This is a genomic window from Micromonospora sp. NPDC049301 (assembly GCF_040678715.1).
In the GTDB taxonomy this organism is placed as follows: Bacteria; Actinomycetota; Actinomycetes; order Mycobacteriales; family Micromonosporaceae; genus Micromonospora.
This window is the reverse complement of record NZ_JBFAQO010000014.1, coordinates 1-12,915: the sequence shown is the minus strand read 5'-3', so window position 1 is coordinate 12,915 and position 12,915 is coordinate 1. Positions and strand designations below refer to the sequence as shown.

The 12,915-nt window shown below is 72.5% G+C and carries 15 protein-coding genes; 10 read left to right on the top strand and 5 right to left on the bottom strand.

All coding sequences use genetic code 11. The features are described from left to right. Positions 1-7: 7 nt before the first annotated feature. A complete protein-coding gene (gene argH, locus AB0K07_RS28405) occupies positions 8-1,471 on the top strand; it encodes an argininosuccinate lyase (RefSeq protein WP_363760070.1) in 1,464 nt (487 codons plus the stop codon). Positions 1,472-1,517: 46 nt separating this feature from the next. Here the strand turns inward: argH and AB0K07_RS28400 are convergent, their stop codons facing one another. Both AB0K07_RS28400 and AB0K07_RS28395 read right to left on the bottom strand, forming a co-directional pair. After that, positions 1,518-1,871 carry an MmcQ/YjbR family DNA-binding protein gene (locus AB0K07_RS28400; protein WP_363759867.1) on the bottom strand — a complete coding sequence of 118 codons (354 nt, stop codon included), beginning with the start codon at positions 1,869-1,871 and terminating at the stop codon, positions 1,518-1,520. 100 nt (positions 1,872-1,971) lie between these two features. Next, on the bottom strand, positions 1,972-2,397 hold the full coding sequence (locus AB0K07_RS28395) for a DNA-binding protein (RefSeq protein WP_363759864.1): 426 nt from the start codon (positions 2,395-2,397) through the stop codon (positions 1,972-1,974). A 78-nt stretch (positions 2,398-2,475) separates the two neighbouring features. Here AB0K07_RS28395 and AB0K07_RS28390 point away from each other — a divergent pair, with 78 nt between their 5' ends. The 3 genes from AB0K07_RS28390 (at position 2,476) to AB0K07_RS28380 (ending at position 4,564) form a co-directional block, all read left to right on the top strand. Next, complete coding sequence (locus AB0K07_RS28390; protein ID WP_363759861.1) at positions 2,476-3,114, top strand: DNA-3-methyladenine glycosylase; 639 nt, start codon at positions 2,476-2,478, stop codon at positions 3,112-3,114. An 87-nt stretch (positions 3,115-3,201) separates the two neighbouring features. Next, entirely contained in the window at positions 3,202-4,287 is a 1,086-nt protein-coding gene (locus AB0K07_RS28385; RefSeq protein ID WP_363759858.1) for an exo-alpha-sialidase, read from the top strand. A gap of 1 nt (position 4,288) precedes the next feature. After that, positions 4,289-4,564 (top strand): ubiquitin-like small modifier protein 1, encoded by a 276-nt coding sequence (locus tag AB0K07_RS28380; protein ID WP_363759855.1) that lies wholly within the window; start codon positions 4,289-4,291, stop codon positions 4,562-4,564. A 19-nt stretch (positions 4,565-4,583) separates the two neighbouring features. Here AB0K07_RS28380 and AB0K07_RS28375 read toward each other — a convergent pair whose 3' ends face one another. Beyond that, a complete protein-coding gene (locus AB0K07_RS28375) occupies positions 4,584-4,982 on the bottom strand; it encodes a DUF3224 domain-containing protein (RefSeq protein WP_363759852.1) in 399 nt (132 codons plus the stop codon). 179 nt (positions 4,983-5,161) lie between these two features. Between AB0K07_RS28375 and AB0K07_RS28370 the strand changes: the two genes are divergently transcribed. Together AB0K07_RS28370 and AB0K07_RS28365 are read left to right on the top strand one after the other, a co-directional pair. Continuing rightward, entirely contained in the window at positions 5,162-6,301 is a 1,140-nt protein-coding gene (locus AB0K07_RS28370) for an LLM class flavin-dependent oxidoreductase (RefSeq protein ID WP_363759849.1), read from the top strand. Next, positions 6,298-6,996, top strand: coding sequence for an FMN reductase (locus tag AB0K07_RS28365; RefSeq protein WP_363759846.1), 699 nt, complete (start codon positions 6,298-6,300; stop codon positions 6,994-6,996). Before AB0K07_RS28370 ends, AB0K07_RS28365 begins: the two co-directional genes overlap by 4 nt. Here the strand turns inward: AB0K07_RS28365 and AB0K07_RS28360 are convergent. Next, positions 6,926-7,813, bottom strand: coding sequence for a universal stress protein (locus AB0K07_RS28360; RefSeq protein WP_363759843.1), 888 nt, complete (start codon positions 7,811-7,813; stop codon positions 6,926-6,928). The two genes, AB0K07_RS28365 and AB0K07_RS28360, sit on opposite strands and share 71 nt — an antisense overlap. Before the next feature lie 123 nt (positions 7,814-7,936). On the opposite strand from AB0K07_RS28360, the gene AB0K07_RS28355 reads away from it, so the two are divergent. The 3 genes from AB0K07_RS28355 to AB0K07_RS28345 all read left to right on the top strand — a co-directional run bounded on the left by AB0K07_RS28355 (position 7,937) and on the right by AB0K07_RS28345 (position 10,527). Further along, positions 7,937-8,437: a GNAT family N-acetyltransferase gene (locus tag AB0K07_RS28355; protein ID WP_363759840.1), complete on the top strand. Its 501-nt coding sequence runs from the start codon at positions 7,937-7,939 to the stop codon at positions 8,435-8,437. Positions 8,438-8,446: 9 nt separating this feature from the next. Further along, positions 8,447-9,076 carry a hypothetical protein gene (locus AB0K07_RS28350; protein WP_363759837.1) on the top strand — a complete coding sequence of 210 codons (630 nt, stop codon included), beginning with the start codon at positions 8,447-8,449 and terminating at the stop codon, positions 9,074-9,076. A 125-nt stretch (positions 9,077-9,201) separates the two neighbouring features. After that, a complete protein-coding gene (locus tag AB0K07_RS28345) occupies positions 9,202-10,527 on the top strand; it encodes a hemolysin family protein (RefSeq protein ID WP_363759834.1) in 1,326 nt (441 codons plus the stop codon). Positions 10,528-10,569: 42 nt separating this feature from the next. Here the strand turns inward: AB0K07_RS28345 and AB0K07_RS28340 are convergent, their stop codons facing one another. After that, on the bottom strand, positions 10,570-10,953 hold the full coding sequence (locus AB0K07_RS28340) for a PaaI family thioesterase (RefSeq protein WP_363760067.1): 384 nt from the start codon (positions 10,951-10,953) through the stop codon (positions 10,570-10,572). Positions 10,954-11,059: 106 nt separating this feature from the next. Between AB0K07_RS28340 and tyrS the strand changes: the two genes are divergently transcribed. Further along, positions 11,060-12,352 (top strand): tyrosine--tRNA ligase, encoded by a 1,293-nt coding sequence (gene tyrS, locus AB0K07_RS28335; protein WP_363759831.1) that lies wholly within the window; start codon positions 11,060-11,062, stop codon positions 12,350-12,352. Positions 12,353-12,915: the final 563 nt, after the last annotated feature.

Sequence of the window (12,915 nt, the reverse complement as noted above, 5' to 3'; positions counted from 1 at the left end):
CACCACAATGGGCGGCGTGGACGACAAGAGCCTGACCGAGAACAGCGCCGCCACCAACCGGACGAGCCTGTGGGGTGGCCGGTTCGCCGGGGGCCCCGCCGAGGCGCTCGCCCGGCTGTCGGTGAGCGTGCAGTTCGACTGGCGCCTGGCCCCGTACGACATCGCCGGTTCCCGGGCGCACGCCCGGGTGCTCGCCGGCGCCGGCCTGCTCGACCCCGAGGAGCTGGGCCGGATCCTGGCCGCCCTGGACGACCTGGAGGCCGCCTGCGCCTCCGGGTCGTTCCGTCCCACCGTCGACGACGAGGACGTGCACACCGCGCTGGAGCGCGGGCTGCTGGAGCGGCTGGGCAGCCTCGGCGGCAAGCTGCGCGCCGGCCGGTCCCGCAACGACCAGGTCGCCACGGACCTGCGGCTCTACCTGCGCGACCACGCCCGGGGTGTGGCCAGCCGGCTGGTGGAGCTGGCCGAGGCGCTGGTCGAGCAGGCCGAGCGGCACGTCGACACCGCCGCGCCGGGCATGACCCACCTCCAGCACGCCCAACCGGTCACCTTCGGGCACTGGCTGCTCGCCCACGTGCAGCCGCTGCTGCGCGACCTGGAGCGGCTGCGCGACTGGGACCACCGCGCGGCGATCAGCCCGCTCGGCGCGGGCGCGCTGGCCGGCTCCGGGCTCCCGCTGGACCCGGTGGCCGTGGCGAAGGAGCTGGGCTTCCGCACGTCGTTCGCCAACTCGATGGACGCCGTCGCCGACCGGGACTTCGTCGCCGAGTTCCTCTTCACCACCGCCATGATCGGGGTGCACCTGTCCCGGCTCGGCGAGGAGGTGGTGCTCTGGACCTCGCACGAGTTCGGCTGGGTGGAGCTGGACGACGCGTTCGCGACCGGCTCGTCGATCATGCCGCAGAAGAAGAACGCGGACATCGCCGAGCTGGCCCGGGGCAAGTCCGGCCGGCTCGTCGGCGGGCTGATGACCGTACTGACCATGCTCAAGGGTCTGCCGATGACCTACGACCGGGACATGCAGGAGGACAAGGAGCCGGCCTTCGACGCGGTCGACACCCTGGAGCTGCTGCTCCCGGCCCTCGCGGGGATGATCTCCACGATGACCGTCCGGGTCGACCGCCTCGTGGCCGCAGCCCCGGTCGGCTTCTCGCTGGCCACCGAGGTCGCCGACTGGCTCGTCCGCAAGGGCGTGCCGTTCCGCGACGCACACGAGATCACCGGTCGGCTCGTGGCGCTCTGCGCGGCCCGGGAGTGCGAGCTGGAGGAGGTCTCGGACGCCGACCTGGCCGCGGTCAGCGAGCATCTCGACCCGTCGGTGCGCGACGTGCTCTCGGTCCGTTCGGCTCTCGCGGCCCGGACCACCCCCGGCTCGACCGGCCCCGGGCCGGTCGCCGACCAGCTCGCCGCCGCCGCGGACCGGCTGGTGGGCTGGCGGGAGTGGGCCACCGAGCGGGTCGTCCCGCGCTGACCTCGCCGTGGCGCCGGAGCTGCCCGCTTCCGGCGCCGCGGCCGGTTCAGGCCGTCGGGCGCTCCCGCTTCGGGAGCTTGGCGACCACCATGTCGTACGACGCGTCGACGGCCTCCACGAGCTCCTCCTCGTCGATCCCGCCGTCCAGGCGCAGCGTGTTCCACCCCGACCGGCCGATGTAGGCCATCACCCGGGCGTCGTCGGGGTGCCGGTGCAGCCACTCGTCGGCGACCTCCCGGGTCGCGCCGCACTTCACACCGATCGTCGGGCTCGCCTCGCCGTTGCCGAGGAAGGCGAAGATCCGGCTGCCCACCTTCACCACCTCGTCGCCCTCCCACGGCCGGTCCAGCCACGCCCCCGGCTTGGCCAGGCAGTACGCCAGCATCTCCGCGCGCTCCATACGTGCCTCCCGGAATCGTCGTGCGCACAGTCTGCCCGCCCGGGCGCTGGTCGGCGCGCCGTGCCGGTCGGGTCGCCACCTCCGGGGATGTGGGCCGGAGTCAGCCGGTCTGCTCGGCGGAGCGGGCGGCGACCCGCTCGTAGCGCTGCCGCGCGGCCTGCGCGCTGCCCAGACCCAGCCCGTACGCGATGGCCTGCCAGGTCAGCCCCCGATCGCGGGCCAGCGTCAACAGCCCCGCCTCCAGGGCGTCCAGCTCCGCGCGGACGTGCGGCAGCAGGGTCAGCGCGGCGGTGAGGTCGGCGCCGTCGACCGGCTCCTCCGTGGGCTCCCGCTCGGCCCCGCCCGCGGCCAGCGCGGTGACCAGGGCCACCGCCTCCCACGGGTCGAGCACGTACGGGTGTGCCCAGCGCCCTCGTCGGGCGTCGGTGCCGGCGTGCCGATCGCTGATCCGCTGCAACGCCTCGTGGGTGCGGTGGGCGCGGGCCCGGGCCGGGTCCGGCGCGGTGAACAGGTCGTCGGTCGTCATACCCCGATCCCAACCCATCAACGAACGATTGTCAACAAAACGTTGAAGCGGGGCGGCGGGCTGGGTACCGTCGGGGTCATGGACCTCCTGCCCGGCGACCTGGCCGCCGACGACCGCACGGCGCTCGCCGATCTGCTCGCCGGCCCGCTGCTGCCGGCCGCGCGCGGGCTGCTCGGCTGCCTGCTGCACGCCGGCGGGGTCACCGTCCGGATCACCGAGGTCGAGGCGTACGCCGGCACCGCCGGGGATCCGGCCTCGCACGCGCACCGGGGGCGTACCCCGCGCAACGCCGTGATGTTCGGGCCTGCCGGGTACACCTACGTCTACTTCACGTACGGGATGCACTGGTGCATGAACGTGGTGACCGGGGTCGAGGGGGAGGCCTCGGCGGTGCTGCTGCGCGCCGGCGCGGTGGTCGACGGGCTGGCCACGGCACGGGCCCGCCGACCCGCCGTGCGTCGGGACGTGGACCTGGCCCGGGGGCCGGCCCGGCTCTGCGCCACGCTCGGCATCGACCGCGCCGCGTACGGCGGGTACCTGCTCGGCGACGGGCCGGTCCGGTTGCGTCCCCCGGCGGTGCCGGTGCCGGCGGAGGCGGTGGCCGCCGGTCCACGGGTCGGTGTGACCGGAGCGCACGACCTGCCGTGGCGGTTCTGGCTCGACGGCGACCCGACGGTCAGCGCGTACCGCCGGCACGTGCCCCGCACGCGGCGCTGAGCGACCCCACGGCGTGTGCCCTGGCGAATGTGTCGGGGGGTGTGGCCATAATCACCGCACCTGCTCGCCGACGCTTCGGAGGACGTCATGGCAACGCTGCTCGCGATCGGCACGGCCAAGGGTTTGTTTCTCGCCACCAGCGCCGACGACCGGCGCAGCTGGGAGATCACCGGCCCGCACTTCCCGATGACCGGTGTCTACGCGGTCGCGGTCGACACCCGCCGCCCCACCCCGCGGCTGCTCGCCGGGGTCACCAGCTCACACTTCGGGCCCAGCGTCGCCACCAGCGACGACCTCGGCGCCTCCTGGGACGAGCCCGACGAGGCCCCGGTCGCCTTCCCGACCGACACCGGCGCCAGCCTCGGCCGGGTCTGGCAGCTGATGCCGGCCGGCCCCGACGAGCCGGACGTGGTCTGGGCGGGCACCGAGCCCTCGGCGCTGTTCCGTTCCACCGACGGCGGCCGCAGCTTCGAGCTGGTCCGTTCACTCTGGGACCACCCGCACCGCCCCGAGTGGGGGGCCGGGTTCGGCGGCCAGGCCGTGCACACCGTGCTGCCGCACCCGCGCGACCCGGCCCGGTTGCTGGTCGCCATGTCCACCGGCGGGGTCTACCGCTCGGAGGACGCCGGGGCGAGCTGGTCACCGGGCAACACCGGCATCCGCGCCTACTTCATGCCCGACGAGTGGCCGGAGTTCGGCCAGTGCGTCCACAAGGTCGCCCGCGACGCCGGCAACCCCGACCGGCTGTACGCGCAGAACCACCACGGCGTCTACCGCTCCGACGACGACGGCCGCACCTGGTCCTCGATCGCCGACGGGCTGCCCAGCGACTTCGGCTTCCCGATGGTGTCCCACCCCGGGCGCGGCGGCACGGTGTGGACGTTCCCGCTGGTGGCCGACAGCGAGCGGTTCCCCACCGATCACCGCTGCCGGGTGTTCCGCTCCGGCGACGCCGGCGGCAAGTGGGAGCCGCTGTCGGTGGGGCTGCCCGAGGGCCCGTTCTACCCGGCGGTGCTGCGCGACGCGATGTGCGCCGACGACGCGACCCCGGGCGGGGTCTACTTCGGCACCCGCTCCGGCGAGGTCTACGCCAGCCGCGACGAGGGCGACTCCTGGTCGTTGGTGGCGGCGCACCTGCCCGACGTGCTCTGCGTCCGGGCCGCGGCGGTGTGACGTGGTCACCGTGCTGCTGCCCGGCCCGCTGCGCGGCGAGGCCGGCGGTGCCAGCCGGCTGAGTGTCACCGCCGGCGGGACGCTGCGGGCGGTCCTCGACGAGCTGGCCGCCGACCATCCGCGGCTGGCCCGGCGGATTCGCGACGAGCGCGGCGAACTGCGCCGCTACGTCAACGTCTACGTCGACGGGGAGGACTGCCGGCACTCCGGCGGTCTGGCCACTCCGGTGGGTGACGACGCCGAGGTGCAGGTGCTGCCCTCGGTCGCGGGCGGCTGAGCCGGTCGTCGGGCGGCGGTCACGGCAGGTCGTAGTCGAGCAGGTAGGCGTGGCCACCGTCCGGGCCACCGATGATCTGCCCGCTGCCGCGCAGGCCGCGCAGCTCGCCGGTGCCCGAGTCCGGCACCACCGTCCAGGACAGGGCCGAGCCGTCGCCGTCGCTGCCCGCGGTGTGGTGCAGCACGAACCCGCCGACCCGACCGGCGAGCGAGCCGGTGAACCGCTCGAACCCCACGTACGCCGCCGACGTCTCCACGGGCGTGCGGCACATCAGGATGCGGGTGCGGCTGGTGCCGACCAGATCGCCGGAGAACGTCTTGCTGATCCGGGCCTCGGCCAGCGTGGTGCCCTCGGCCTCGTCGTACGGTTCCTGGTCCCAGGTGTCCAGCGTGAAGGTGCCTTCGGCGCGATCGGTCATGTCCGTCATCCTGTCCCAGCGTGACTGACATCTTCCGTCAGGTTCGCCGGGCGCGTCCGGCGGTGCGTGACCCACGCCATCAGAAGAGTATCTGCCGATGAAATATTTGACGCGTCAAATAGGTTGAGCGCTGCGTCCGGGTACCACGACGGATCCGGTAAACATGCGAGGAGCTGGTCATGCAGTTCGGAGTCTTCACCGTTGGTGACGTCACGGTCGACCCGACCACCGGGCGAGAGCCGACCGAGCATGAGCGGATCAAGGCGATGGTCGCCATCGCGCTGAAGGCCGAAGAGGTCGGCCTGGACGTCTTTGCCACGGGCGAGCACCACAACCCGCCGTTCGTGCCCTCGTCGCCGACCACGATGCTCGGCCACATCGCGGCGCGTACCGAGCGGCTGCTGCTGTCCACCGCGACCACGCTGATCACCACGAACGACCCGGTGAAGATCGCCGAGGACTACGCGATGCTCCAGCATCTCGCCGACGGCCGGGTGGACCTGATGATGGGCCGCGGCAACACCGGCCCGGTGTACCCGTGGTTCGGCAAGGACATCCGCGCCGGCATCCCGCTGGCCATCGAGAACTACGACCTGCTGCACCGGCTGTGGCGCGAGGACGTGGTCGACTGGAAGGGCCGGCACCGCACCCCGCTGCAGTCGTTCACCTCGACGCCGCGCCCGCTCGACGGTGTTCCCCCGTTCGTCTGGCACGGCTCGATCCGCAGCCCCGAGATCGCCGAGCAGGCCGCATACTACGGTGACGGCTTCTTCGCCAACCACATCTTCTGGCCCAAGGAGCACACCCAGCGGATGGTCGGGCTCTACCGGGAGCGGTACGCGCACTACGGCCACGGCTCCGCCGACCAGGCCATCGTCGGCCTCGGCGGGCAGGTGTTCATGCGGCGCAACTCCCAGGACGCCGTCCGGGAGTTCCGGCCGTACTTCGACAACGCCCCCGTCTACGGGCACGGGCCCTCGCTGGAGGAGTTCAGCCGGGAGACCCCGCTGACCGTGGGCAGCCCGCAGCAGGTCATCGACCGCACCCTGAGCTTCCGCGACTACGTCGGTGACTACCAGCGGCAGCTGTTCCTGATGGACCACGCCGGTCTGCCGCTGAAGACGGTGCTCGAGCAGCTCGACCTGCTCGGCGAGGAGGTCGTTCCGGTACTGCGCAAGGAGTTCGCCGCGCTGCGCCCGACGCACGTCCCGGAGGCGCCCACCCACGCCTCGCTGGTCGCCCGGGCGGGCGGCGCCAAGGACAGCACCGTCCACGCCGTCGACGACGTCACGGGCAAGGCGCCGGAGGTGGCCAAGTGACCCGCCGCACCCTGGCCGTGGTCTCCGCGGGACTGAGTCAGCCCTCGTCGACCCGGCTGCTCGCCGACCAACTCGCCGCGGCGACCCGCGACGAGCTGGTCCGGCGCGGCGCCGAGGTGGAACTGCGCGTCGTCGACCTGCGCGAGTACGCCCACGACGTGACGAACAACCTGCTCACCGGGTTCCCGCCGGCCGCCCTGCGGGCGGTCCTCGACACGGTGACCGGGGCGGACGGCATCATCGCCGTCACCCCGATCTTCAACGCGTCGTACAACGGGCTGTTCAAGTCCTTCTTCGACGTGCTGGAGGCCGAGTCGCTGGTCGACCGGCCGGTGCTGATCGGGGCCACCGGCGGCACCGCCCGGCACTCGCTGGCCCTGGAGCACGCCGTGCGCCCGATGTTCAGCCACCTGCGGGCGGTGGTGGTCCCCACCGCGGTCTTCGCCGCGCCGGAGGACTGGTCCGGTGGCAACGCCGACGGCGCGCTGCGGGGCCGGATCAGGCGTGCCGCCGGGGAGCTGGCCGACCAGGTCGAGCGCCGTCTGCCCGCTGCCGGTCCCGCCGACCCGTTCGCCCTCACCACCGACTTCCTGCAGATGCTCGGCCGGGCCGACGACGCCCCGGTCACTTCGCCCGGTCGTACGGATGCGCCACCAGCACCGGACAGTGCGCGTGCTGGATCGCCGCCTGGCTGACCGAGCCGAGCAGCAGCCCGGCGAATCCGTGCCGGCCCCGGGTGCCCACGACCAGCAGCGACGCCGTGCCGCTGGCCTCGACGAGCCCCCGGGCCGGCCCGGCCGCGCGGACCGGATGTTCCCGCACCACCAGGCCGGGGTGCTCCTCCCGGACGGCGGCGGACGCGTCGGCCAGCAACCGCACCGCCTCGGCCTGGTACGCGGCCTGCGACTCCTCCACCTCCTCCGGCACCGGCCGGTCGCCGTCCAGCGGGCCGACGTGCACCAGCAGCAGCGGGACGTCGCGGCGCGCCGCCTCGTCGGCGCCGTACTCCACCGCGAGGCGGGCGGACTCGGACCCGTCCACGCCCACCAGCACCGGCGCGTCCACCGGGATCGGCTGCTCGTCCGGGCGCACCACCAAAACCGGGCAGTGCGCGTGCGCGGCGACCTGCCCGCCGACCGAGCCGAGCAGCAACCCGGCGAACCCGCCCAGCCCTCGACTGCCCACCACGACGAGCTCGGCCCCGCGGGACGCCTCCACCATCGTGGCGCCGGGGCCGCCGGCGACCTGGCGCACCTCGACGGTGAGACCGGGCCAGCGGTCGGTCAGGTCGGCCGCCGTCCGCTCCAACATCTTCTGCGCCTCCTCGGAGGGCGCCGGCACCCCGAGGTCGTACGGGTTGAGCGGCACGCCGTAACCGAGCGGGTGCAGGTAGCCGTGCACCAGGAGCAGCGGCCGGGTCCGGAGCAGGGCGGCGTGGGCGGCATGCTCCGCGGCGACGAGGCTGGACGGCGATCCGTCCACACCCACCACGACAGGTCGGTTCATCGGCACTCCCTCGGTCGGTCAGGTCATTGTCGACGCACCCGGCGGAGAACGCCGGCATTTGCCGAGGGCGGGGCCGCGCCCTGTCCCGCCCGGCGCCGGAGCGTCCCGGTCACTGCGTACCCTCGTCGGATGACCTCCGACGTGCAGCTGCGCCCGGTCCGCGAGGACGACCTCGTCGAGTTCTTCCTGCACCAGCAGGATCCGGAGGCCAACCGGATGGCCGCGTTCGGCCCCGTCGACCCGTCCGACCACCGCGAGTTCGCCCGGCACTGGGCGCGGGTGCTGACCGACCCGGCGAACCTGGTCCGCACCGTCGAGGTCGTCGGCGAGGTCGTCGGCCACGTCACCGCCTTTCCGGTCGGCGACCGAACCGAGGTCAGCTACTGGATCGATCCGGCGCGTTGGGGCCGGGGTTACGCCACGGCTGCCCTGGCCGCCCTGCTGCGGGAGCTGCCCCGGCCGGTGCACGCCCGCGCCGCCAAGGACAACGCCGCGTCCCTCGCGGTGCTCGCCAAGTGCGGCTTCGTGGTGGTCGGCGAGGACTCGGGGTACGCCAACGGCCGCGGCGCCGAGGTCGAGGAGTGGTTGCTGGAGCTGCCCGCCCATGGCCCTGAGCAGGGCGGGCACTAGTCTCGCGGGGTGAACTGGTTGGATCTCGTCGGCTGGGCCGGCTCCGCGGTGCTGGTCTGGTCGCTGCTGCAGTCGCGCATCCTGCGGCTGCGCGCGCTCAACCTCGTCGGCTGTCTCGTGCTGATCGGCTACAACGCCGCGCTCGAGGTCTGGCCCATGGTCGGGCTCAACATCGTCCTCGCGGTGATCAACATCTGGTACCTGCGCGGGATGCTCGCCACCCGGCACGACGAGCAGACCTACCAGGTGGTGGAGGTCGGCGTCGGCGACCAGTTCCTGGCGCACACCCTGCGGGTGCACGCGCCGGACATCGCCCGATTCAATCCCGACTTCCACTGGGACCCGGCTGCCCCGGGACGCTCCGCGTTCCTGGTGGTCACGGCCGATGAGGTGGTCGGGGTGGTGCTGTCGCACGCCGAGGCGTCCGGAGTCGCCCAGATCGACCTGGACTACGTGACCCCGAAGTTCCGCGACTTCACGCCCGGCGAGTTCGTCTACCGGCGCAGCCGCCTCTTCACCGAGCGGGGCTTCCACCGGGTGGTCAGCCCGCCCGGGATGGTCGCCCCCTACTACCACCGGCTCGGCTTCCGCCCCGAGGGCGACTCGTACGTCCTCGACCTGCCGGCGTCATCCGCGTAGCGTCGCCGCGGCAGGATTCGGCCGCCGGTGGACGGGGCACAGACACGCGTACGCCGGGCGGGGCCGCCGACCGGTGAGCCCGCGCGCACCGGCCGGTGCCACCACCACGAGGGAGCGAACCAGGCGTGCAGAGCTACGGGAGCCAACTGGCTCTGGTCGGAGTCCTGGTCGTCATCAACGCGCTGTTCGCCGGCAGTGAGATGGCGTTGGTGTCGTTGCGGGACAGCCAGATCCAACGGTTGGAGCGCAGCAGCCGGGGCGGCCGGGTGCTGGCCCGGCTGGCCAAGGACCCGAACCGGTTCCTGGCCACCATTCAGATCGGCATCACCCTGGCCGGTTTCCTGGCCTCCGCCGCCGCGGCGGTCTCGCTCGCCAAGCCCCTCGTGCCGCTGCTCGGGGTCTTCGGGGGCGCCGCCGAGACGGTGGCCATCGTGGTGGTCACGCTCGCGTTGACCTTCGTCACCCTGGTCTTCGGCGAGCTGGCGCCCAAGCGGATCGCCATGCAGTCCGCCGAGCGGTGGGCGCTGCTGGTGGCCCGCCCGCTCGACCTGCTCGCCACCGTGACCCGACCGGCCGTCTGGGCGCTCGGCGCCACCAGCGACCTCGTGGTCCGTCTGGTCGGGCTCAACCCGAAACACGAGCCGGACGAGATCGGCCCGGACGAGCTGCGCGACATCGTCGCCGGCAACCACGGCTTCACCAAGGAGCAGCGGACCATCATCGCCGGCGCCGTGGAGATCGCCGACCGGCGGTTGCGGGCGGTCCTCGTACCCCGGTTGCGGGTCTTCACGCTCGACAGCGGGACCACCGCGGAGTCCGCGCGGTTGGTGCTGGCCGCCACCGGGCACTCCCGGGCGCCCGTGGTGCGCCACGGCGGCCTGGACGACACCGTCGGCGTGATCCACCTGCGTGACCTGGTGGGGGTGCCGGACGACCGGCCGGTCGACGAGATCGCCCGCCCTCCGATGCTGCTGCCCGACTCGCTGCCGGTGGTGGACGCGCTGCGTCAGTTCAAGGCCGAACGCCAGCACATCGCGCTGGTGGTGGACGAGCGGGGCGCCGTCGACGGCATCGTCACGCTGGAGGACATCCTGGAGGAGATCGTCGGGGAGATCTACGACGAGACCGACCGGGACGGGTACTCGGTGCGCCGCGACCCCGACGGCGCGCTGATGCTGCCCGGCACCTTCCCGGTGCACGACCTGCCCGACATCGGCGTCGAGCTGCCGTCCCGGCCGGCCGGCGACTACACCACCGTCGCCGGGTTGGTGCTGGCCCGACTCGGTCACATCCCCACCGTCGTGGGGGAGGACGTCACCCTGGACGGCTGGGTGCTGGTGGTGGCCGGCATCGACCACCGGGCGATCACCGAGGTACGGCTGAGCCGAGCCCCCGACGAGGCTGACGCCGACCAGGACGTCGAGCCGGTGCTGGACGAGGCGCGCAGCTGATCCGGTGCGCCGGGGCTCGCCGCGACACGCGGGTGTGCCGGGTCAGGCGGGGGAGAGGTTCTGCAACCGGACCTGACCGCGGCCGACCAGCCGCTGGTCGGCGTCGGTGATCTCCACCTGCCAGAGCTGTTGGCTGCGGCCCCGGTGCACCGGCGTGCCGACTGCCGTCAGCTCGCCCTCCCGGACCGCCCGCAGGAAGTCCGTCTGGTTGCTGACGCCGACGACGGTGCCCCGGTCGGCCAGCCAGAGCGAGCCGCCGACGCTGGCTGCGGTCTCCACCACCGAGCAGTACACCCCGCCGTGCTGGATGCCGAACGGCTGGTGCAGCTCGGGCCGGACGCGCCAGCTGATGACGACCCGGTCGGCGGTCGCCTCCTCGAACGTCAGGCCGAGCAGGGCGACGAAGCCACCGGTCAGGTCAGGCATCTCCACGACAAACCCCTCCTCGATCAACAAGTCGTAAGCCTAGCCGGGGCGGTTCCCGGCAAACCCGGTACGGGTCGGTGCCGGCGATGGGGGAGAATTGGCGACCGTGACCGACAGCAGCCCCCCGCCGCCCGGGCGGGACTCCCTGACCGACGACCTGCTCTGGCGTGGCCTGATCCAGGACTCGACCGGCCTCGACGAGCTGCGCCAGCTGCTCGACGGCGGGGCCGCCGCCACCTATTACGTGGGCTTCGACCCCACCGCGCCGAGCCTGCACGTCGGCCACCTCATGCAGGTCACCATGGCCCGCCGGCTGCAACTCGCGGGCCACCGCCCGTTGCTGCTGGTCGGCGGGGCGACCGGGCAGATCGGTGACCCGAAGGAGAGCGCCGAGCGGACGCTCAACCCGCCCGAGGTGATCGCCGGCTGGGTCGCGCGGATCCGCGAGCAGTTGGCCCCGTTCGTGTCGTACACCGGCGACAACGCGGCGCGACTGGTGAACAACCTGGACTGGACCGGCGAGATGTCGGTGGTCGAGTTCCTCCGCGACGTGGGCAAGCACTTCCCGGTGAACAAGATGCTGGCGCGGGAGGTGGTGCGGGCCCGGTTGGAGACGGGGATCAGCTTCACCGAGTTCAGCTACCAGCTGTTGCAGGCCAACGACTTCTTCGAGCTGCACCGCCGGCATGGCTGTCAGCTCCAGTTCGGCGGTTCCGACCAGTGGGGAAACATCACCGCCGGCGTCGACTACGTACGACGACGCGGCGCGGGGCCGGTGCAGGCGTTCACCACGCCCCTGGTCACCAAGTCGGACGGCACGAAGTTCGGCAAGACCGAGGGCGGCGCCGTCTGGCTCGACCCCATGTTGACCAGCCCGTACGCGTTCTACCAGTTCTGGCTGAACGTCGACGACCGGGAGGTCGACCGCTACCTGCGGTACTTCAGCTTCCGGTCGCGCGACGAGTTGGAGGAGCTGGCGAAGGCGACCGCCGAACGGCCAGCGGCCCGGCTGGCACAGCGGGCGCTCGCCGAGGAGCTGACGACCCTGGTGCACGGGCCGGAGGAGACCCGGCAGGCCATCGCCGCCAGCCAGGCGCTGTTCGGTCGGGGCTCACTGGACGACCTGTCCCCGGAGACGCTGCGCGCGGCGCTGGCCGAGGCGGGCCTGGTGCAGCTCGCCGGCGACCTGCCGGACGTGGCGGGCCTGCTGCGCGACTCCGGCCTGGTGCCCAGCGTCAAGGAAGCCCGTCGCGTGATCGCCGAGGGTGGCGCCTACGTCAACAACAACCGGGTGGCCGAGGTGGACGCCACGGTGTCACCGGACGACCTGCTGCACGGACGGTATCTGGTGCTGCGCCGCGGCAAGCGCTCCTTTGCGGGCGTTGAGCTGCGCGAATAGTTGCCTGTCGACGATGTGACGGGGGACGCGTCCGGCGGATTTGACGATCATCCCGCCGGACGCGTAACTTTCTCTCTGCCAGCGCGGAACGGACGAAACAGGCGAAAGCCTGAAGGCCGGAGCGCGGGAATGACCACCGGGTCGGAGCAGTTGTGCTTCTCGGACCCGGTACCGGGTGGTGCCCCCGGATTCGCCGCAAGGCGGATTTGGCGAGGCGGAACCGACCGGGTAAGGTTGACGACCGGCAGGGCACCGGGCGAGCTTGCGGGACACCGCAACGGCCGGCCTGCCAAATCCGTGACGAGAGCGGCGCAAGCCGATCGCGACATGGTGCCCGCAATACGGGGTGACGCACGACGGACCGGGAAACACCGGTTTGACACGGCGAAAACCCGCGGGTAACGTAGTAAAAGTGCCTGGCGCCAGTGAGCGTCAGGCACCAGAACGGAAAGCCCCGAGATGGGGCCCCACGGTGTGGGGCTTTTGATCGGTGTGTGGTTGTTCTTTGAGAACTCAACAGGGTGCTTGATAAGCCAGTGCCAATTATGATTTATACCCCGGAC